The following is a 20749-nucleotide window of genomic DNA, read 5'->3' as shown; positions in this document are numbered from 1 at the left end:
TGAATTCTCTACCCTGAAGCTCTACCTTGCTCAGGGTTTACTCATGAAATCAGCTCGACATTGGTTTTTCAGCTTGCACGCGGGCGCGGCCCACGCTTTGTCCATCTCTTTCAGCGGAGGACGGTGGCGGTGGGTTTATGGAGAAATAGAGCGTCAACAGATTTTGTCCTTCAAATCGATCAGGGCTTCGGGTGGCGGTACTTTGGAGGTCGTCCCGAAGGATGATGCCCTGTTGAGCGCAGTGTCGCTTGAGCGGGCGATTGCCCTGGTAATTCGGGAATTGCCGCCTGCTTTGCCCAGACCGCAGTATGTGGTGGTCTCCGTGCCGTCCAAACATGCTTATTTGGGTGAGATTGGTGTTGCCAAGGATGAACGCGAGAACTTGATCCGGTTCCAGATCCAGGAGCTGATGGAGGCTGCTGCGGGGGAATCTGAACGCGAGGCGGCTTTTGATTGGCAGGTCAAGGCTGAGTTGTCGGATGGTAGCGTCAGTTTGGCTGTGGCAGGAATTGATCAAAAACAGGTGGATGAAATATTGCGCGCTTGTCAGGCGTGTGGGTTGACTTGCCTGGGCATTACGCTGGACACCGTTGCCGCCATGAACGGGTACTTGCAGATGGCACCTGCGGCGCTGAAGTCCGCTGACATCCGTTTTTTGCTGCACGGTGAGTTGTCTCGCAATCATGTTCGCTTGGCTGTTTTCTCGCAGGGCGTGTTGTTCAACGAAAGTTGGGAACACAGCGAGGAAGGATTCTCGGTGGTGCAAGCGGTGTCTGCACTGGAGCGTTTGGTGTCAACCTGGACCCGCGATGGCGCGCCCGAGGAAGTGGCCTCGGTTCGATTGATTCTGGGCGGCGAGTTGATGTATGCGAAAGGCTGCGAATCAACCGCCAAGCGCAGTCAGACCCTCTCGCCTCGTTTGATCGATATTGCACCCCGGAAGGAATTACAGGGACGCTGGCACGATGATGTGGTGCCTTTTGGTGCGCTGGAGGCCATGCCATGCGAGTGATTCTGTTCAATCTGTATCCCTATCGTGCGTTGCGTGAAAGACGCAAGAAGCGCCGCTTGATTGCTGAGCTGGCCGTGGGTTCTCTGCTTGGACTTGGCGTTTGTTACGCGATTGGAACTGAATTTGAAGCACGGGTAGACAGGCAGGAGATATTTCTTGGGCAGTTGAGTGCGATGGAGTCTGAGATGGCAGCCCGGGTGATTGAGGTTCAGGCCATGAAGGACAGGGTTGCTGTGCTGAATCGTCAGGTCAGTACTTTGGAGGCTGTGGAGAAAGAGTCGATTCTAGCGAGCAGGTGGGTTTCTTACCTGGATGGCACCGTGCCCTCCAACGTGTCCATGACACGGTTGTTTGTCAGCAAAGAGGTATTGATTCTCAATGGATTTACAGAAGCCGTGTCGAGTCTGGCTCAGTGGGTTGACCAAATGGAGGCGGGCAACGGTTTATTTGAGTCGGTTGATCTTGTGTCGGTAACCGAACCGAAAAAGACCGTGGATGGGGCGATTGATAACCGGCATCTGTTTGAAATCCGGGCAATTTTGCGAGGTACCAATCATGCGCCTGGATGAGCTGAGTCTACGGGATTTAATTGAAGAATTGCTTCTTCTGCCTTTTTCAAAAAGGCTTTTGCTGATCGCGGGAATCTGGCTGCTTGTTTTGGTGTTGGGGTTCATTCTGGTTTGGAAAAACAGTTTGGACACGAGCACGCAACTTGAGGTCAGCATTCAGGAATCCTTGGCACGTTTGGATACCCAGTCGCAATTGTTGCTGGACCAACCTGTGATCGAAGCGGAGCTGGCTCAGTTGGAGGTGCAGTTGCCCTTGTTGAAAATGGCGCTTCCCTCTGAGCGAGAGTTGGCTTCCCTTCTGGAGCGCATCAATAATGTGATTTTAGACCATGAGTTAAAGCTGGCGGAGTTCACACCCAAGGCGTCTTTGAATCGCGAGGTGATGCGTGTGGTCCCCGTGAAAGTGAGCGTGCGCGGCAGTGGTGAGGCGATTTCCCGTTTGCCCAATTACATTGCTGCGTTGAGCCGGCAAGTCAGTTTGAGCGAGTTTGACATGGCCTATCTGCCCGATGGCGGCGGGTGGCAGATGACCGGGGAGCTGAATGCTTTTGCACAGTTGCCCAAGAATGCACCGAGGGTGGTTGCGGACGAACCCGCTCCGGACCAGACCGTGGAGAGCCCAAACCCATGATGGATTTTCTTTTCTCGATATTGTTGGTGCCATTTTTCCCGGAATTGGATGATCCCAGACGAAATCATGCCGGGGCTATCACTGAGCTTGAGCAGCGACTGAGCGCGGGCCAAAAACTGGCGGTGGGGGAAGCGGAACCCAGCCAAGACCACCTGAAGTCCAAGGGCAGCACCTTGAGTATTGAATCAGCCGAGTTACCTCCGATTACAGGTCGTTTGTTTCAGTGGTCCAGCAGTCAATGGGGCGATGAGGCCAATCGACGAGCCGCCATTGATTTGTCGGCGGAGTCGTTGCGCCTCACTGGTTTGATCGAATCTGCGGGTCATCAGGTCGCCATACTCAATGATGGACAAATGGACCATGTTGTTGGGGTGGGCAGCTACGTGCTGGGTCTTTACAAAGTGACCTCGTTTGGACCGGGGCGGGTTGTGCTGTCAAGAATAGACGCCAGGGCGGGAGACAAACGCCTTGAATTGAATTTGATGCCAGTGAATACATTCGGGGACGCTCAATGAACAATCAATTGCCCACACTCGGGTTTGCGCCGAAGGTTTTTAAACTGGCGGCACTCGTGTTTACCTTTCTTATCCATGCTCAGGTTCATGCTTTAAGCATTGTCGACGGCAGCCTTGAGGAGCTTGCCGACCAGGCTCGAATCACGCTGACATTTGACCAGAATTTTGATGGCAAGCTTGGATTGTTTCGCATTTCGAATCCGGCGCGGCAAGTGGTCGATTTCCCCGTCGAGCTCGGCAACAGCACCTTGCCAATCGATTTGCCTCCGGGTGGAAGAATCAAAAAGACGCAGCTGATTGCCGCTGGCGGTAAAACCCGCCTGGTGTTGGAGTTGGCTCAAAATTATGAAGTGCGGCTTAACCAGAAAGATCGATCCGTTGAGTTGATATTTTCGGGGCCTAAGCCCTTCCGACCCGATGGTGGGCAGGCAGCGATTTTATCCGAGCACAGTGCATTGAAAGACACGGTTGCGAAGGCAATGGGCAGGCCAGCCGTGATTGCGGAAGGCCCGGTCTTGAAAGCATGGAAGTTGGAGAAATCTGCCAACAGACATGTATTAAGGCTGGAGTTTGACCGGCCTGATATTGTTGCCGACGCAGTACTTCTCAATAATCAATTGAAGGTTCGGTTTGCGAATGTGCGACTTGCTGCCGGTGTAAAACAGCAACTGCAAACTGGTGAGGATTCACCGATCAGGCAGCTTGAATTGAAGCCGGGTGACCTGGCCCTGACAGTTCAAATGCAGCTCGATGGAGCCACTCACCTGATACGTCAAAGTGGACCTGTTGTGGAAGTGGAGGTGAATCGGGTGTCATCAAGTGTTGTCTCTGGCAAGGCAATTGAGATCAAGCCTGCGAGTTCAGATCAAAGTCTGGTGGCACGCTACATTGGTCGCCCAATTACGCTTGATTTCAAGGATGCGGACATCCGCACCGTAATGCAGGTATTTGCCGACTTCACCAAGATGAACCTTGTGTTGAGTGATTCCGTGCAGGGCAAGGTGACGGTATTTTTGAAAGATGTGCCCTGGGATCAGGCTTTGGACATTGTGATGCGTTCCAAGGGTTTGGTATCGAGCCAGTCGGGCAATGTGTTGTTGGTGTCCACGCCCACCGATGTGAACAATGATCAGTTTCAATCGGCAAACCGTCGGGCACAGGACGAAATGGAGCCGTTGGTGTCGAAGGTGTTCCAGGTCAGTTATCAGAAAACAGCCGATTTGGTGACATTGATCAAGTCTGAAGATTCCAAGCTGTTGTCCGCCCGGGGCACCTTGATTTCTGATGAACGCACCAGCCAGATTTTTGTGCAGGATACCCCCACTAGGCTGGAACGTATCAGCATGATCGTCAATGGACTGGACAAACCCGTGAAGCAAGTGATGATTGAAGCCCGGGTGGTTTTGGCAGACACTTCGGTGTCCAGGGATTTGGGCATCCGGTTAAGGGCTTTGTCCTCGCGAGCTGATCCTGGTTTCAAAGATGTTGGTGACCAGTTTGGCAGCGGTAATTTTCTGAATACGGGTGTTGAGAATGCAGCCAACCTTGGCTACACACTGTTCAATGCCAATTCCACCCGATTGATTAATTTGCAGCTCAGGGCGCTTGAGCTTGAGAACAAGGTGCGCACGGTGTCAAATCCACGTGTGATTACCTCTAACAAAGAACCTGCCTTGATTGAGCAGGGTACGGAAATTCCATACCAAATTGCAACCAGCAGTGGGGCAACGGCCACCGAATTCAAGGAGGCCAATTTGAAGCTGGCGGTAACCCCGCAAATTGCGCCTGATGGCACTGTGTTGCTGGACGTGGATGTTGCGAAAGACTCTATCGGCATCGAGACCTCCAATGGGCCCGCGATTGACACCCGCCGCGTGAAAACCAAAGTATTGGTCAGCGATGGGGGTACAGTGGTTTTGGGCGGTATTTTTGAAGAGGACGACAATGTGTTGAATGACAAAACTCCGTTTCTTGGAGATATCCCGGGCCTGGGTGTGTTGTTTCGCGGCAAAAATGAATCCAAGCGTCGTGCCGAATTGCTAATCTTTTTAACGCCGGTTGTGCTCACAAGCCAATAACACAAGCTTTACCGTACAATGATTTGATTGTTCACAAAGATTCAACGAAGTGTCTAATCAATGCATTGTGCTGGTGGGCATGATGGGCGCCGGCAAAAGCACAGTCGGCAAGGCCTTGGCCAAGCATCTGTCCTGGGAATTCACTGACACCGATCACCTGATCGAGCATCAAACGGGTGTCAGCATTCCTGTTATCTTCGAGATTGAAGGCGAAGCGGGTTTTCGTCGGCGAGAGTCGACTGCACTGGCCAGCTTTGTCGGCAGGGAAAGGCAGGTGATTGCAACCGGCGGTGGCATTGTGCTGGCCGCAGAAAATCGTGAAATTCTCAAGCAAATTGGTGCGGTGGTTTATCTCAGCGCTGCTGCTGGCGAACTTTATCAACGCACTCGCCTGGACAAAAATCGTCCTTTGCTTCAAGGCCCCAATCCTCGCCGAAAAATCGAAGAGTTGTTGGCTGCGCGCCTGCCCCTGTACAAAGAGGTTGCGGATGTGGTCGTTGAGACCGGCCGTCAACCTGTTTATCAAATCGTTAATAAAATCAGCCACGCCTTGAACCTGGGACAAAAAACCCCCGCAGGCACAGAACAGAAGGCCACCGGAACAGAATGAGTCAATACACCCTTCAAGTAGATTTGGGAGACCGCAGCTATCCGATTCACATCGGAGCGGGCTTGCTAGGTCGCCCGGAGTTGTTCGAGCCCCATGTGGCGGGCAAAACCGTGATGATTTGTACCAACACCACCGTGGGCCCCCTGTATGCAGATCGCTTGAAATCTACTTTGCAGCAAGCCGGCGCCAAGCAGATGCACATGGTGAGCTTGCCCGATGGCGAGGAATACAAAGACTGGCCCACCTTGCAGCGTGTTTTCGACGCCTTGCTGCAAAATCATTGCGACCGGAAAACCGTGTTGGTGGCATTGGGTGGCGGCGTGATAGGCGACATGGGTGGTTTTGCCGCTTCGGCCTTCATGCGCGGTATTCCCTTCATTCAGGTGCCCACCACCCTGCTTAGCCAGGTGGACAGCTCGGTTGGCGGAAAAACCGGCATCAATCACCCCTTGGGCAAGAACATGATCGGTGCGTTTTACCAGCCGCAAATGGTGGTCACCGACATTTCTACGCTAAACACATTGCCTGATCGTGAACTGAGTTGCGGTCTTGCTGAAATCATCAAACACGGGGCAATCGCTGACACGGATTACCTGGACCTGGTCGAGACCAACATGCCCGCCTTGCTGAACCGCGACCCCGAGTTGCTGGCCTTGGTGGTGAAACGTTCTTGCGAGATCAAGGCCGATGTGGTGTCCAAGGACGAACGTGAGGGCGGGATTCGCGCCATTTTGAATTTTGGCCACACCTTTGGCCATGCCATTGAGGCAGGTATGGGTTATGGGCAGTGGTACCACGGCGAGGCGGTGGGTTGCGGCATGGTAATTGCTGCCGACCTTTGCCGCCGCATGGGCCGCTTAAGTGCTGAAGAAGCTGCGCGCTTGACGAAAGTGGTGATTGAAGCCCGGCTACCTGCCATTCCGCCACGTTTGGGTGTGGACAGATTCATGGAACTGATGGCGCACGACAAAAAAGCCGATTCAGGTTCCATCAAATATGTATTGCTCAATGGTTTGGGTGGAGCCTCCACGTCACCAGCCGATGAGGCGCTGGTGCGGCAAACCTTGCAGGAAATGGGGGCGGGGGACTAAACGTGCGCAACTTCGAACTCAGCCTGGCCCCTTATGCCGTCAGCTCCACAAACACCCGTGGCCGATTGCATCCCGAAAAAAGCCCGGAAGGACGCACCGAGTTCGAACGCGACCGTGACCGAATTATTCACAGTGCTGCTTTTCGCCGCCTGGAGTACAAAACCCAGGTGTTTGTGAATACCGAAGGTGATCTGTACCGAACCCGCCTTACACATAGCCTGGAAGTGGCACAAATTGCGCGTAGCATTTCCCGAAATCTTGGTTTGAATGAAGAACTGACCGAGGCGGTGGCGCTGGCCCATGATTTGGGCCACACACCGTTTGGTCATGCGGGTCAGGATGCGCTCAATGAATGCATGGCCACGCATGGTGGTTTCGAGCACAACCTGCAAAGCCTGCGGGTTGTGGATGAGCTGGAAGAAAAGTATGCAAGTTTCACTGGCTTGAATTTGTGCTTTGAAACCCGCGAAAGTATTTTGAAGCACTGCTCAAAGCCCAACGCTGAAAAGCTGGGCGAGGTGGCCGATCGTTTTTTAAGCAATCGCCGCCCCGTGCTTGAAGCACAAGTGACCAACCTGGCCGATGAAATTGCCTACAACAACCACGACATTGACGATGGATTGCGTTCGGGCTTGATCACGCTGGAACAAACAGCCGAAGTGCGCCTGTTTAAAATACACCTGGACCGGGTTAAGGCCCGGCACCCCAACCTGGAAGGGCGCAGGCTGATTCATGAAACCGTGCGGGGCATTATCAATGCACTGGTTCAAGACCTGTTGCATGAATCCGAACGTCGGATTGAAACCATGAAACCCACCTGTGTGGCTGACGTGCAACTGGCGGACAAGCTGATTGGTTTTAGCAGCGAAATGGCGGAACTCAATCATGAGCTGAAAGTCTTCTTGCGCAAGGCACTTTACCAGCACTATCAAGTATTACGGGCCACATTGAAAGCGCGGCGCGTGGTGGAGGAGCTGTTCCAGATTTTCATGGACGATCCGCGCTTGTTGCCACCCCAGTTTTATCGCCGCTCTGAGGACGACATTCCCCGCGCCATTGCCGATTACATTGCTGGCATGACCGACCGCTATGCCATGAAAGAGCACCAGCGCCTCACCGTGCCTGGTGTTCAGTAATTCATCACGATGGCTCGACAAGCCCGCCTGTTCATTCCTGACTGCCCCATGGTGCTGGAGTTGCAGGGCATTGCAGGTCAGGAAGTATTCAATACCCGCGAGGCTTTTTCGCTGTTTTATACCCAGTTGCCATTGAGTGCTGCTGAGGAAGAAGTGGCCATTCATGCCTATTGTATGGTGCCTGCCGGTGCGCTGATCATGATCAGCACGTCGGAGGCCCCCAGGGCGGGGCGGTTTGTCCAAAATCTGAATCGTCATTTTTCGCCGGCCGTGCGTCAGGTGCAAACCGTACATTCCAGTGCGCTGTGGGAGCCTCGTTTTAAGTCCACGGTGGTGCAACCCGGTTTGCATAGCCTGAAAGCGTGCCTGTTTGTTGAGCAGTTGGCAGCCCGTGCGGCGGGTGCGCCCGATTTGGCCACTTACCCCTGGAGTAGTTTTGCAGCCCACGCTGGGGTGGTGAACGAGGCCTGGTTGATCGATTTGCCCGTGTACTGGCAGCTGGGCAACACGCCATTTGAGCGCCAAAGTCGATACCGACAGTTCAGTGAGCAGGGTTTGAGTGAGCGCGATTGCCAGGCCTTATCCCGCTGCTTGCAAAAAGGTTGGCTTTGGAGCGATGATGCTTTCTGTGTGCAAATTCAAGAGCTTGCGAATCGTTCGGTTCGACCTCGGCCTCGTGGCCGCCCAGTTTTAAAAAAGAAGAGCACCGACTAGGTGCACGAAACACATGAATTTAACTGGTATGTCCCTAATTTTTAGGCCCTAATTTTGATGGGGTGCTTAAAATGGGGTCAGACCCCTTTTATTTTTCTTGAGAATCTTGCCGCGCTGCAGTAAAGTGTCCCACGTACCGAAATCAGGGGCTTTTCCATGCAACAAGACATCCGAAAGATTGCCGAAGAAAAAGGCATGTACTCCGCCAGCAATGAACACGACGCCTGTGGCGTTGGTTTTGTGGCGCACATCAAAGGCAAGCGCACGCACGACATCATTGCGGGCGGCTTGAAGATTCTGGAAAACCTGGATCACCGTGGCGCCGTAGGTGCCGACCCCTTGATGGGCGATGGGGCCGGTATCCTGATTCAAATTCCCGATGCCTTCTTCCGCGAAGAAATGTCCAAGCAAGGTGTGACCCTGCCACCCGCTGGTGAATATGGCGTGGGCATGTTGTTCCTCCCCAAAGAAACTGCTTCACGCATTGCCTGCGAGCAGGAAATTGAGCGTGCCGTGAAAGCAGAAGGTCAGGTGTTGCTGGGTTGGCGCGATGTGCCAATTAATGCCGACATGCCCATGAGCCCCACCGTGCGTTTGAAAGAACCCGTGATTCGCCAGGTGTTTGTAGGTCGTGGCCGCGACATCATGGTGACCGACGCGCTGGAACGTAAACTGTATGTGATTCGCAAGCGCGCTGTGCACGCCATCAAGAACCTGAACCTGGCGCACGGCACTGAGTACTTCAGCCCTTCCATGAGCGCCCGTACCATTGTGTACAAGGGTTTGTTGCTGGCCAACCAGGTTGGTGAGTATTATCTTGACTTGAAAGACCCACGTTGCGTGTCTGCATTGGCACTGGTTCACCAGCGCTTCTCCACCAACACATTCCCCGAGTGGCCGTTGGCTCACCCTTACCGCATGTTGGCCCACAACGGTGAGATTAACACCGTGAAGGGCAACTTCAACTGGATGCGTGCACGCGAAGGCGTGATGAAAAGCGCCGTGTTGGGCGACGATCTGCAGAAGTTGTACCCCTTGATTTTCGAAGGTCAATCTGACACCGCCTGTTTCGACAACTGTCTGGAACTGTTGGTGATGGCCGGCTACCCGATTGCCCAAGCCATGATGATGATGGTGCCGGAAGCCTGGGAACAGCACACCCTGATGGACGACAACCGTCGTGCCTTCTACGAATACCATGCAGCCATGATGGAACCCTGGGACGGCCCCGCCGCCATGGCTTTCACCGATGGCAAGCAGATCGGAGCCACGCTTGACCGCAATGGCTTGCGCCCGGCCCGCTACATCGTGACTGAAGACGACTTGGTGGTGATGGCTTCTGAATCAGGCACATTGCCCATTCCAGAAAGCAAGATCGTGAAGAAGTGGCGCCTGCAGCCCGGCAAGATGTTCCTGATCGACATGGAAGCCGGTCGCATTATTGACGACGACGAGTTGAAGAACCAGCTCAGCGCAGCCAAGCCTTACAAGCAGTGGATCGACACCATCCGTGTGAAGCTCGATGAAGTGGAAGGTCAACCTGAGCCAATCGAGCCGCTTGAAACCTTGCTGGATCGCCAACAGGCTTTTGGTTACACCCAGGAAGACCTGAAATTCCTGATGGCGCCCATGCTGCAAAACGGCGAAGAAGCCACCGGTTCCATGGGCAACGACAGCCCATTGGCCGTGATGTCCAACAAGCTCAAGCCACTGTACAACTACTTCAAGCAGTTGTTCGCCCAGGTAACCAACCCGCCGATCGACCCGATCCGCGAAAACCTGGTCATGAGCTTGAACAGCTTTATCGGACCCAAGCCCAACCTGCTGGACCTGAATAACATCAACCCGCCCATGCGTCTTGAAGTGTCACAGCCGGTGCTGACTTCCAAGGACATGGCGAAGCTTCGCAATATTGAGGCCTTTACCGGTGGCAAATTCACCAGCCATGAATTGAACATTTGCTACCCCGTTGCCTGGGGCAAGGAAGGCGTTGAAGCGCGCATCGCTTCCCTGTGCGCCGAAGCCCGTGACGCCGTGAAGCAAGGTGTCAACGTGTTGATTATTACCGACCGCATGATGAACCGTGACAACGTGGCCATTCCTGCGCTGTTGGCGGTGTCTGCCATTCACCAGCACCTGGTGAAAGTGGGCTTGCGAACCAGTACCGGTTTGGTCGTTGAAACGGGTTCTGCCCGCGAAACACACCATTTCGCCTTGTTGGCGGGTTATGGTGCTGAAGCTGTGCACCCCTATTTGGCGATGGAAACCATTGCCGAGATGAGTCTGGGCTTGCCCGGTGACCTGAGCCCCGAAAAGGCGGAATACAACTACATCAAGGCGGTGGGCAAGGGGCTGATGAAAGTGATGTCCAAAATGGGCATTTCCACTTACATGAGTTATACCGGCGCGCAAATTTTTGAAGCGGTGGGTTTGAACCAAGCCTTTATTGATGCTTACTTTGCAGGTACTCCCACCAAGGTGGAAGGCATTGGCGTATTTGAAGTGGCTGAAGAAGCCATTCGTGTACACCAAGCCGCATTCAGCCCTGACCCCGTGTTGGCTGGCGCTTTGGATGCAGGTGGTGAATACGCCTGGCGTACCCGCGGTGAAGAGCACATGTGGACGCCCGATGCAATTGCAAAATTGCAGCACGCCACACGCAGCGGCACCTACAACACTTACAAAGAGTACGCGCAGATCATCAACGACCAAAGCAAGCGTCATATGACTTTGCGCGGGTTGTTTGAATTCAAGATCGACCCTTCAAAAGCCATTCCAATTGAAGAAGTGGAAGCGGTTGAGGAAATCGTCAAGCGCTTTGCAACCGGCGCCATGTCACTGGGTTCCATCTCGACTGAAGCCCACTCCACACTGGCTGTTGCCATGAACCGCATCGGCGGCAAGAGCAACACCGGTGAAGGTGGTGAAGACGAGAAGCGTTACAGTGCCGAACTGCGTGCTGGCCTGGACAAGTTTGGCCCAGGCACCGGTCCGATTGCTGAGGGCGCAACACTGAAAAGCGAGTTGGGTGATGTAGTGGTTGCTGACTTCCCCTTGAAGAAAGGCGATTCACTGCGCTCACGCATTAAGCAGGTGGCTTCTGGTCGTTTTGGCGTCACCGCTGAATATCTGACTTCTGCTGATCAAATCCAGATCAAGATGGCCCAAGGTGCCAAGCCCGGTGAGGGCGGTCAACTGCCTGGCGGCAAGGTGTCCGATTACATCGGCAAGTTGCGTTATTCCGTGCCTGGCGTTGGCTTGATTTCGCCGCCCCCGCACCACGACATTTATTCCATTGAAGATTTGGCCCAGCTGATTCACGACCTGAAAAACGTGAATGCACAAGCCTCTATCTCGGTGAAGCTGGTGTCTGAAGTGGGTGTGGGTACCATTGCTGCCGGTGTGTCCAAGGCCAAGGCCGACCACCTGGTAATTGCCGGTCAAGACGGCGGCACAGGTGCATCGCCCGTGTCTTCAATCAAGCATGCAGGTACCAACTGGGAACTGGGCTTGGCTGAAACACAGCAAACATTGGTGTTGAACGGCTTGCGTGGTCGTATTCGCGTGCAGGTCGATGGCCAGATGAAAACCGGCCGCGACGTGGTGATTGGTGCCATGTTGGGTGCAGATGAATTCGGCTTTGCCACCGCACCGCTGGTGGTTGAAGGCTGCATCATGATGCGCAAATGCCACTTGAACACCTGCCCCGTGGGTGTTGCCACTCAAAACCCCGAACTTCGCAAGAAGTTCACTGGCAAGCCCGAGCACGTGGTGAACTATTTCTTCTTCGTGGCCAATGAAGTGCGCGAAATCATGGCGCAGTTGGGCATTCGCAAGTTCGACGACCTGATTGGTCGCGCCAACTTGCTCGACATGAAAAAAGGAATTTCACACTGGAAAGCCAAGGGTCTGGACTTCAGCCGCTTGCTGTGGGTACCGGAAGGCACCACAGAGCCCCTGTTGCACACTGGCGGCCAAGACCACGGTTTGGACAAGGCACTGGACCAGAAACTGATTCAGTTGGCCAAGCCAGCTTTGGACAAAGGCGAGCGCGTTTCCTTCATTACACCGATCAAGAACGTGAACCGCACAGCCGGTGCCATGTTGTCAGGCGAAGTGGCCAAGAAGTACGGCCACGCTGGTTTGCCCGACGACACCATCCACATTCAGTTCACTGGCACGGCTGGTCAATCCTTCGGTGCTTTTTTGGCACATGGCGTAACGGCTGACCTGGTGGGTGAAGGCAACGACTATGTGGGCAAGGGCCTGAGCGGTGGTCGCATTATTGTGCGCCCCACCAACGATTTCCGCGGCCTGTCTGAAGAAAACATGATCGTGGGTAACACCGTGTTGTACGGCGCCATTGCAGGTGAAGCATTCCTGAGCGGCGTGGCCGGCGAGCGTTTCGCGGTTCGCAATTCAGGCGCAGCTGCCGTGATTGAGGGCACTGGTGACCATGGTTGCGAATACATGACAGGCGGTACTGTGGTTGTGCTGGGTGAAACCGGCCGCAACTTTGCCGCTGGCATGAGTGGTGGCATGGCCTACGTGTACGACATCGATGGCCTGTTCTCCAAGCGCTGCAACATGGCACAGGTTGAGCTGGAAGAGGTGGTGTCCGCGACTGAGCAGGAAGCCTTGAGCAACCGTGAAATTTGGCACAGCCCGGCACGGGGCGCAGACCGTCAGCCAGACGAAGTGATTCTGAAAGGACTGATTGAACGCCACGCCCGTTACACCGGCAGCGAACGCGCCAAGGAAATTCTGGAAAACTGGGGCACAGAGCGCAAGAAGTTTGTGAAAGTGTTCCCGACCGAATACCGTCGCGCCTTGAAAGAACTGTATGTGGTAGCGCAGGAAAAACCTGCAGTGGCTGCTTGAGAACCAACCTGTTAACGAGGATTTAGAAAAATGGGAAAGGTCACAGGATTTATGGAATTTGAGCGTTTGAAGGAAGCCAGTGAGGCCCCTGAAAAACGCGTCAAACACTACAAAGAATTTGTTATTACGCTGAACGACGACGAAGCCAAAATTCAAGGCGCGCGTTGTATGGATTGCGGCATTCCGTTTTGTAACAACGGCTGCCCAGTGAACAACATCATTCCCGACTTCAACGATCTTGTTTACAAGCAAGACTGGAAAGCGGCGTTGCACACCCTGCACAGCACCAACAACTTCCCCGAGTTCACGGGCCGCATTTGCCCGGCTCCCTGTGAAGCGGCTTGCACACTGGGTATTCACGAAGAACCGGTGGGTATCAAAAGTATTGAGCACGCCATTATCGACAAGGGCTGGGAAAACAACTGGGTTGTGCCACAAGCACCCGCCCAAAAAACCGGCAAGAAAGTGGCGGTAGTGGGTTCAGGCCCCGCAGGCATGGCGGCTGCGCAGCAGCTGGCACGTGTCGGCCACGATGTCACCGTGTTCGAAAAGAACGACCGCATTGGTGGTTTGCTGCGTTATGGCATCCCTGACTTCAAAATGGAAAAATTCCACATTGATCGTCGCGTTGAGCAAATGCAGGCCGAAGGCGTTGCGTTCAAAACGGGTGTGTTTGTGGGCGAAAAACTGGCAGAGGGTGGCATCACCAACCTGGCCCGCGAAACCATTACCCCGAAAGAATTGATGGCACAGTTTGACGCCGTGATTTTGACTGGTGGTTCAGAGGTGCCCCGCGACTTGCCAATTCCGGGTCGTCAGTTGAACGGCGTTCACTTTGCAATGGAATTTTTGCCACTGCAAAACCGTGTCAATGCCGGTGACAAATTGAAAGACCAAATCATGGCCACGAAGAAAAGCGTGCTCGTGATTGGTGGTGGCGATACGGGTTCCGATTGCGTGGGTACATCCAACCGCCACGGTGCCAAGCAGGTTACCCAAATTGAATTGATGCCCCAGCCACCCGAAGAAGAAAACAAGCCTTTGGTTTGGCCTTACTGGCCCATGAAAATGCGCACATCGTCTTCACACGAAGAAGGTGTGGCACGTGACTGGGCGGTGACCACCAAAGAATTCATCGACGATGGCAAAGGCAATGTGAAAGCAGCCAAGTGTGCCAAGGTTGAATGGGTGAAAGACGAGGCCACCGGCCAAATGAAGATGCAGGAAATTGCAGGTTCAGAGTTCATGGTCGAGGCCGATTTGGTGTTGTTTGCCATGGGCTTTACCAACCCCGCGAAAAGTATTCTTGATGCTTTCGGTGTTGAGAAAGACAACCGTGGTAACGCCAAAGCCACCACCGATGGTGAAGGCTGCTACCGCACCAATGTTGACAAAGTTTACGCTGCTGGTGACATGCGCCGTGGTCAGTCTTTGGTGGTGTGGGCCATTCGCGAAGGCCGTCAGGCTGCACGTGAAGTGGACGAGTTCCTGATGGGCGCCACCGTACTTCCACGTTAATTTGCTGTTTGTTGGAAGGCCAAAAAAAAGCCGCTGATTTCGATCAGCGGCTTTTTGTTTTCTGGACCGTATTGAGTCCTGACGATTTTCTTAGTTCGATGAAATCTGGGGGGTTGTTGAACCACCAATTTCCACGCCTGCACCAGGGTACATCGTGACATGTGGAAATGGAATTTCAATGCCCACATTGTCAAACGCCGCTTTGATGCGTTTGTTGTATTCGCGGCGCACGCCCCATTGATCGCCCGGTGTGGTTTTGAACCGAACGCGAACAATTACCGCAGAATCAGCTAACTCCTGAACGCCGAAAGTTGCCATGGGTTCGGTAATTTTGACGCCCCATTCTTTGTCTTCAGCCAATTCAGTGCCCACTTTCTGCATCACTTGAATGGCACCTTCCACATCTTCCTTGTAGGCGATTCCAATATCAACAACAGCATAGGCAAAGTCCATGGTGGAGTTGGTGACTGAATCAATTTGACCATTGGGCACAAAGTGCACATTGCCGTGTGCATCGCGCATGCGAACGTAGCGCAAGGTCACGTTTTCCACGGTGCCGCTTTTCCCGCCGACCTCAATGAAGTCGCCTGCGCGAATCTGGTTCTCGATCAACAGCACAACACCCGTGAAATAATCTTTCACCAAACTTTGTGCACCAAAACCAACGGCCAAGCCCACCACACCCGCTGCGGCCAGCACTGGGGCAATTGAAATGCCGATGGTGCCCAGCGCAATCAGTGAGCCCAAGAGCAAGATGACCACATTGGACACGTACTTCAAAACGCGTGTCAGGGTTTCAACTCGTTTTTGATCATCTAGTGTGGAGCTACGGTTTTGCATGCGTTTGCCCACCCGGTCAATGGCGGCTTTAACCAATCGCAGCACGATTAGTGCAACGATGATGACCAGAATGAATTTGGTGGCTTGAAGTCCGAGGTCCAGCAGTTTGGCTGGTTCGATGTATTTGAATAGGGTTTCGAGTTGTTCGTTCATGGTGCTCCCACTGCTTGAAAGAACTCCCTATTGTACATGACTTGCTTTTTCGGTTTTCTTCAGGCGCTCCGCGTGGTCTTTCGAGTGGGCTTGGTGGGTTCGGCTTCGTCGTTGTAAAAGCGTGCCAAAAATTTCCCGGTGTGACTGTTTGTATTCTTCGCAATGTCCATGGGCGTGCCCTCGGCGATTAACATGCCACCGTTGTCACCACCTTCCGGCCCCATGTCCAGTACCCAATCGGCACACTTGATCACATCCAGGTTGTGTTCGATCACCAGCACAGTGTTGCCCTGTTCCACCAGTGGGTTCAATACTTTCAGCAGCATGGCAATGTCGTGAAAGTGCAGGCCGGTGGTTGGCTCATCGAGAATGTAAAGCGTTTTGCCTGTGTCTCGTTTCGACAATTCAAGCGACAACTTCACACGCTGTGCTTCACCGCCGGAAAGTGTGGTGGCAGATTGCCCAAGGCGTATATAACCCAAGCCCACATCAATCAGGGTTTGCAGTTTGCGTGCAATATTGGGCACAGCAGAAAATACTTCCAGTGCCTGTTCAACGGTCAGTTCCAGCACCTCGGCAATACTTTTTCCGCGGTACAAAATTTCAAGTGTTTCGCGGTTATAGCGTTTGCCGTGGCACACGTCGCAAGGCACGTACAGGTCGGGTAGAAAGTGCATTTCCACTTTCACCACGCCGTCGCCCTGACAGGCCTCACAGCGACCACCTTTCACATTGAATGAAAAGCGGCCCACGTCGTATCCGCGCTCACGCGATGCGGGCACGCCGGCGAACAACTCACGAATCGGTGTGAACAAACCCGTGTAGGTAGCTGGGTTGCTGCGTGGTGTGCGGCCAATCGGGCTTTGGTCCACGGCAATGACTTTGTCGAAATGCTCAAGCCCGCTGATGTGGCTGTGCGGTGCGCCTTCCCTGTGCGCACGGTTTAGCTGGTGCGCAGCCTCAGCCAGCAAGGTGTCGTTGATCAGCGTTGACTTGCCCGAACCTGAAACACCAGTGACACACACAAACAAACCCACCGGAATATTGGCAGTGACGTCTTTCAAATTGTTGCCAGTGGCGTTGTGAATGGTCAGTGCGCGCGCTGGGTCGGGCTTGCGTAGTGGGCTTAAGCGTTCAATTTTTCGTTTACCATTTAAATACTGGCCGGTCAGCGATTCCGGGCTTGCCAAAATTTCAGCAGGTGTGCCTTGTGCAACCACTTGCCCGCCATGCTCACCGGCACCCGGGCCCATGTCGACCACGTAATCGGCACAGCGAATTGCGTCCTCGTCGTGTTCTACGACCAGCACGGTGTTGCCCAAATTTTTAAGGCGCAACAGGGTTTGAATCAGACGGTCATTGTCGCGCTGATGCAAGCCAATGGAAGGCTCGTCCAGCACATACATCACGCCGGTAAGGCCAGAACCAATTTGACTGGCCAATCGAATGCGTTGGCTTTCTCCGCCGCTCAGCGTATCCGCACTGCGGTTCAGCGTGAGGTAGTTCAGTCCGACATCATTCAGGAACTGCAAGCGTGCCTTGATTTCCACCACAATTTTTTCGGCGATTTGTCCTTTTGCACCATGCATTTGCATGGACTCGAAATAGCTGAGTGCCTTGTGAATGGGCAATTCAGTGACCTGGTGCAAGGCCTTGCGGTGATCATGCTCGCCAATGAACACATGGCGTGCACCGGTTTTCAGGCGCGAACCCTGGCAGGCTTGGCAACTGCGCACGGCCATTAATTTACCGAGTTCATCTCGCACAGCGGAGGAATCGGTGTCGCGGTGGCGGCGGGTCAGGTTCGGCAATATGCCTTCGAAGGCATGGGTTTTTGCAACTGGTTTGCTGCGTTCGCTTAAGTAAGTAAACGTAATTTGTTCACTGCCCGAACCATACAACACCACCTGTTGAACATCGTCAGGCAATTCATTCCAGGCCGATTCCGGGTCAAAGCCGTAATGCGCCGCCAGGCTTTGAATCATCTGGTAGTAAAGTGCATTGCGGCGATCCCAGCCGCTGATCGCGCCAGCAGCCAGTGAAATATCGGGGTGAGCCACCACACGCAGCGGATCGAAAAAAGTTTCGTGACCCAAGCCATCGCAAACGGGGCAGGCACCTGCCGGGTTGTTGAACGAGAACAAACGGGGTTCAAGCTCGGTCAAGCTGTAGTCGCACACCGGGCAGGCAAACTTGCTGGAAAACACGGTTTCGGTGTTGGTGTCCAGGTTCACGGCCACGGCCTTGCCGTCGCTTAGGCGCAGTGCTGTTTCAAAACTTTCTGCCAAACGCTGGCGGGCGTCCACGCGCACTTTCAAACGGTCGACCACCACATCCAGGTTGTGTTTGTGGTGCTTGTCCAGCGGGGGCAGCTTGTCCAGTTCCAGAATTTCCGGTGCGTCCTGGGGGCCTTTCTTCAGCCGAATACGCACAAAGCCTTGTGCGCGCAGGTCGTTGAGCAAATCGACATGCTCGCCTTTGCGCTGGTTCAACACGGGCGCCAAAATCATGATGCGTGCTTCTTCGGGCCAGCCCAATACCGTGTCGACCATTTCCGACACAGTTTGCACGCTCAGTTCCATGTCGTGCTCGGGGCAACGCGGCGTGCCCGCACGGGCAAACAACAGGCGCAGGTAATCGTGAATTTCAGTCACCGTGCCCACAGTGGAACGCGGATTGTGGCTGGTGGCCTTTTGCTCGATGGAAATGGCAGGTGACAGCCCTTCGATCAAGTCCACATCGGGTTTTTCCATTAGCTGCAAGAACTGGCGTGCATAGGCCGACAAACTTTCGACGTAACGGCGTTGGCCTTCGGCATACAGGGTGTCGAAAGCCAGGCTGGATTTGCCCGAGCCGGACAGCCCGGTCAGCACCACGAGCGAATCGCGGGGCAGGTCGAGCGAAATGTTTTTCAGGTTGTGGGTTCTAGCGCCACGAATGCGAATGGAGTTCATGCGGTACAACAAATGGAATCAGCGGCCAACCTGATACTATAGACGGTTTCCTGGATCAACACATCCGCACGGGTAGTTCAAGCCCTTGAATTTCAATCACACATGAGCCGCAAGACCGTGAGCCGTACCGCAGCCCCCGACGCATTCAAAATGTTGCCTGCCGAGCGAAAAGCCGCTGGGTGGCTGGCCAGCATTTATGCCTTGCGCATGTTTGGCATGTTCATGATTTTGCCGGTTTTTTCCCTGCACGCGGCAGGCATGCCCGGTGGTGACAATTTAAGCCTGGTGGGTTTTGCCATGGGTATTTACGGCCTGGCGCAGGCCTGTATGCAAATTCCGCTGGGTTGGGCCTCAGACAAACTGGGCAGAAAGCCGATTATCATCGGTGGCTTGTTGCTGTTTGCGGCGGGTTGCTGGCTGGGTTATGTGGCCGAAACGGTCGAGCAACTGGTGTGGGCAAGGGCCCTGCAAGGGGCTGGCGCCATTTCAGCGGCCTTGTCGGCTTTGTTGGCCGACGTGACCCGTGACGAAGTGCGCTCCAAAGGCATGGCCATGATCGGCGCATCAATTGGCGTTACATTTGCCTTGTCATTGGTGTTCTCACCGGTGTTGTACAAGTTTTTTGGATTGAGCGGTCTTTTTGCCATCACGGGCGTGCTCAGTATTTTTGGAATTGCCGTTGTGATTTGGCTGCTGCCCACGCCGAATTTGGCCGACCAGGAAGCGAAACTCAAGGGCAGTTTTGCTGACGGTTGGGCGGTACTGACCAAACCCGACCTGTTGCGTTTGAACCTGGGTATTTTTACCCTGCACTTGACCCAAATGTCCCTGTTTGTCGTGGTGCCCAGTTTGCTGCTCAGCGGTTTGGGTTTGCCTTTGGCTGAACACTGGAAGGTTTACCTGCCCGTGGTGCTGGGCTCGTTCGTGCTGATGGTGCCATTGATGGTTTGGTCAGAAAAAAAAGCCAAAACCAAGCAGGTCAAACTGGGTTCAATCGGGCTGATGGGCTTGGTGCTACTTGGCCTCGTGCTATTTGCACAGCAAGGCTGGGTGGTGGTTTTGCTGTTGTTGGCCTACTTTGTGGGTTTCAATTTGCTCGAGGCTACCCTTCCCTCGTGGGTGTCACGAGTGGCACCCCTCAGTCACCGGGGTTTGGCATTGGGTGTATATAATACTTCTCAAGCGCTTGGGCTTTTCGCCGGTGGCGCACTGGGTGGTTTGGTATTTCGTCACTTGGGTGCACAGGGCGTATTCGAGGGTGTGTTGCTGTTGGTCGTGGTGTGGTTCTTATTGGCGATGGGTATCAAAGCCTTGCCGCCACGCTCAGCAAGTGTTGCACCAGTCAGTGAGCCGGTGGGCAACCCGGCAAGCCACTAATAGCCCAATTACTGCAGTCCCTTCGGGGCGCATTTCAAGACATATTTCAAGAATCTAAGGAGCAATTCATTCCATGGCCTCAGTAAACAAGGTAATTCTGGTCGGTAATTTGGGTAAAGATCCCGACGTGCGCTATTTGCCCGACGGCGGCGCCGTTGTGAATCTTGCATTGGCCACTTCCAGCAATTGGAAAGACAAAAATACGGGCGAAAAGCGCGAAGAAACTGAATGGCACCGCGTGGTCATTTATGGTCGCTTGGCTGAAATTGCCGGCGAATACTGCAAGAAAGGCCGTTCTGTGTACATCGAGGGTCGTTTGAAAACCCGCAAGTGGCAAGATCAGTCGGGTGTGGACAAATACACCACTGAAATTATTGCAGACCAAATGCAATTGCTCGGCGGCCGTGAAAGCGGCGGTGGTGGCGGCGGTGGTTCGTCCATGAGTGGTGGGGATGACTTTGATCAGTCGCCCGCACCAAGCCGCAGCTCGGGTGGCAGCAGCATGCGCTCTTCCGCGCCAGCGCCTCAGCGCTCAGCCCCACAAAGTGTTGCTGATCTGGATGACGATATTCCGTTTTAACTGAATACCCGGCACGCGAGAAAAGCCTGTGACTTTAATAGTTACAGGCTTTTTTCGTTTCAGGCCTTCCCTGAAAGAAGCAGGTATTTA

15 protein-coding genes are annotated in these 20749 nt (G+C 54.0%); 13 read left to right on the top strand and 2 right to left on the bottom strand.

All coding sequences use genetic code 11. From position 1 onward, the window contains the following. Nucleotides 1–43: 43 nt before the first annotated feature. The 11 genes from ACVL1J_RS12140 to ACVL1J_RS12090 all read left to right on the top strand — a co-directional run bounded on the left by ACVL1J_RS12140 (nucleotide 44) and on the right by ACVL1J_RS12090 (nucleotide 14755). Entirely contained in the window at nucleotides 44–1012 is a 969-nt protein-coding gene (locus tag ACVL1J_RS12140) for a hypothetical protein (RefSeq protein ID WP_159569008.1), read from the top strand. Then, on the top strand, nucleotides 1003–1581 hold the full coding sequence (locus ACVL1J_RS12135; RefSeq protein WP_491665355.1) for a PilN domain-containing protein: 579 nt from the start codon (nucleotides 1003–1005) through the stop codon (nucleotides 1579–1581). The genes ACVL1J_RS12140 and ACVL1J_RS12135 overlap by 10 nt, the downstream gene beginning before the upstream one ends. Beyond that, the gene (locus tag ACVL1J_RS12130) at nucleotides 1568–2212 is read left to right on the top strand and encodes a type IV pilus inner membrane component PilO (protein ID WP_491665354.1); all 645 of its coding nucleotides are present in this window, start codon (nucleotides 1568–1570) and stop codon (nucleotides 2210–2212) included. Before ACVL1J_RS12135 ends, ACVL1J_RS12130 begins: the two co-directional genes overlap by 14 nt. Further along, complete coding sequence (locus tag ACVL1J_RS12125; RefSeq protein WP_341237505.1) at nucleotides 2209–2727, top strand: hypothetical protein; 519 nt, start codon at nucleotides 2209–2211, stop codon at nucleotides 2725–2727. The genes ACVL1J_RS12130 and ACVL1J_RS12125 overlap by 4 nt, the downstream gene beginning before the upstream one ends. Beyond that, a complete protein-coding gene (locus ACVL1J_RS12120; protein ID WP_491665353.1) occupies nucleotides 2724–4805 on the top strand; it encodes a type IV pilus secretin PilQ in 2082 nt (693 codons plus the stop codon). Before ACVL1J_RS12125 ends, ACVL1J_RS12120 begins: the two co-directional genes overlap by 4 nt. 49 nt (nucleotides 4806–4854) lie before the next feature. Beyond that, nucleotides 4855–5415, top strand: a complete 561-nt coding sequence (locus tag ACVL1J_RS12115; protein WP_236550812.1) for a shikimate kinase — start codon at nucleotides 4855–4857, stop codon at nucleotides 5413–5415. Continuing rightward, nucleotides 5412–6506 (top strand): 3-dehydroquinate synthase, encoded by a 1095-nt coding sequence (gene aroB, locus ACVL1J_RS12110; RefSeq protein WP_159569003.1) that lies wholly within the window; start codon nucleotides 5412–5414, stop codon nucleotides 6504–6506. The genes ACVL1J_RS12115 and aroB overlap by 4 nt, the downstream gene beginning before the upstream one ends. 2 nt (nucleotides 6507–6508) lie before the next feature. Further along, nucleotides 6509–7642 (top strand): deoxyguanosinetriphosphate triphosphohydrolase, encoded by a 1134-nt coding sequence (locus ACVL1J_RS12105; protein WP_341236920.1) that lies wholly within the window; start codon nucleotides 6509–6511, stop codon nucleotides 7640–7642. 9 nt (nucleotides 7643–7651) lie between these two features. Then, nucleotides 7652–8356, top strand: coding sequence for a transposase (locus ACVL1J_RS12100; RefSeq protein ID WP_491665352.1), 705 nt, complete (start codon nucleotides 7652–7654; stop codon nucleotides 8354–8356). A gap of 156 nt (nucleotides 8357–8512) precedes the next feature. Beyond that, nucleotides 8513–13237, top strand: coding sequence for a glutamate synthase-related protein (locus tag ACVL1J_RS12095; RefSeq protein WP_491665351.1), 4725 nt, complete (start codon nucleotides 8513–8515; stop codon nucleotides 13235–13237). 30 nt (nucleotides 13238–13267) lie between these two features. Further along, on the top strand, nucleotides 13268–14755 hold the full coding sequence (locus ACVL1J_RS12090; protein ID WP_341236917.1) for a glutamate synthase subunit beta: 1488 nt from the start codon (nucleotides 13268–13270) through the stop codon (nucleotides 14753–14755). A gap of 90 nt (nucleotides 14756–14845) precedes the next feature. On the opposite strand, the gene ACVL1J_RS12085 is transcribed toward ACVL1J_RS12090, so the two are convergent. Then, nucleotides 14846–15748 (bottom strand): mechanosensitive ion channel family protein, encoded by a 903-nt coding sequence (locus ACVL1J_RS12085; protein ID WP_341236916.1) that lies wholly within the window; start codon nucleotides 15746–15748, stop codon nucleotides 14846–14848. 59 nt (nucleotides 15749–15807) lie between these two features. Then, complete coding sequence (uvrA, locus tag ACVL1J_RS12080) at nucleotides 15808–18702, bottom strand: excinuclease ABC subunit UvrA (protein ID WP_341236915.1); 2895 nt, start codon at nucleotides 18700–18702, stop codon at nucleotides 15808–15810. 102 nt (nucleotides 18703–18804) lie between these two features. Here uvrA and ACVL1J_RS12075 point away from each other — a divergent pair, with 102 nt between their 5' ends. Together ACVL1J_RS12075 and ssb are read left to right on the top strand one after the other, a co-directional pair. Next, nucleotides 18805–20079 carry an MFS transporter gene (locus ACVL1J_RS12075; RefSeq protein WP_159568996.1) on the top strand — a complete coding sequence of 425 codons (1275 nt, stop codon included), beginning with the start codon at nucleotides 18805–18807 and terminating at the stop codon, nucleotides 20077–20079. Nucleotides 20080–20152: 73 nt separating this feature from the next. Beyond that, entirely contained in the window at nucleotides 20153–20659 is a 507-nt protein-coding gene (gene ssb, locus ACVL1J_RS12070) for a single-stranded DNA-binding protein (protein ID WP_341236914.1), read from the top strand. Nucleotides 20660–20749: the final 90 nt, after the last annotated feature.

The organism is Limnobacter sp. G6BE5S, from assembly GCF_058448965.1.
The sequence above is the reverse complement of the archived record's forward strand: the minus strand, read 5'-3'. Positions and strand labels throughout refer to the sequence as shown.

Excerpts from the sequence above, each read along its gene's own strand:
- aroB (WP_159569003.1), top strand. The coding sequence starts at position 5,412 with ATGAGTCAATACACCCTTCAAGTAGATTTGGGAGACCGCAGCTATCCG.
- uvrA (WP_341236915.1), bottom strand. The coding sequence starts at position 18,702 with ATGAACTCCATTCGCATTCGTGGCGCTAGAACCCACAACCTGAAAAAC.
- ACVL1J_RS12095 (WP_491665351.1), top strand. The coding sequence starts at position 8,513 with ATGCAACAAGACATCCGAAAGATTGCCGAAGAAAAAGGCATGTACTCC.
- ACVL1J_RS12135 (WP_491665355.1), top strand. The coding sequence starts at position 1,003 with ATGCGAGTGATTCTGTTCAATCTGTATCCCTATCGTGCGTTGCGTGAA.
- ACVL1J_RS12120 (WP_491665353.1), top strand. The coding sequence starts at position 2,724 with ATGAACAATCAATTGCCCACACTCGGGTTTGCGCCGAAGGTTTTTAAA.
- ssb (WP_341236914.1), top strand. The coding sequence starts at position 20,153 with ATGGCCTCAGTAAACAAGGTAATTCTGGTCGGTAATTTGGGTAAAGAT.
- ACVL1J_RS12075 (WP_159568996.1), top strand. The coding sequence starts at position 18,805 with ATGAGCCGCAAGACCGTGAGCCGTACCGCAGCCCCCGACGCATTCAAA.
- ACVL1J_RS12130 (WP_491665354.1), top strand. The coding sequence starts at position 1,568 with ATGCGCCTGGATGAGCTGAGTCTACGGGATTTAATTGAAGAATTGCTT.
- ACVL1J_RS12125 (WP_341237505.1), top strand. The coding sequence starts at position 2,209 with ATGATGGATTTTCTTTTCTCGATATTGTTGGTGCCATTTTTCCCGGAA.
- ACVL1J_RS12090 (WP_341236917.1), top strand. The coding sequence starts at position 13,268 with ATGGGAAAGGTCACAGGATTTATGGAATTTGAGCGTTTGAAGGAAGCC.
- ACVL1J_RS12100 (WP_491665352.1), top strand. The coding sequence starts at position 7,652 with ATGGCTCGACAAGCCCGCCTGTTCATTCCTGACTGCCCCATGGTGCTG.
- ACVL1J_RS12085 (WP_341236916.1), bottom strand. The coding sequence starts at position 15,748 with ATGAACGAACAACTCGAAACCCTATTCAAATACATCGAACCAGCCAAA.
- ACVL1J_RS12140 (WP_159569008.1), top strand. The coding sequence starts at position 44 with ATGAAATCAGCTCGACATTGGTTTTTCAGCTTGCACGCGGGCGCGGCC.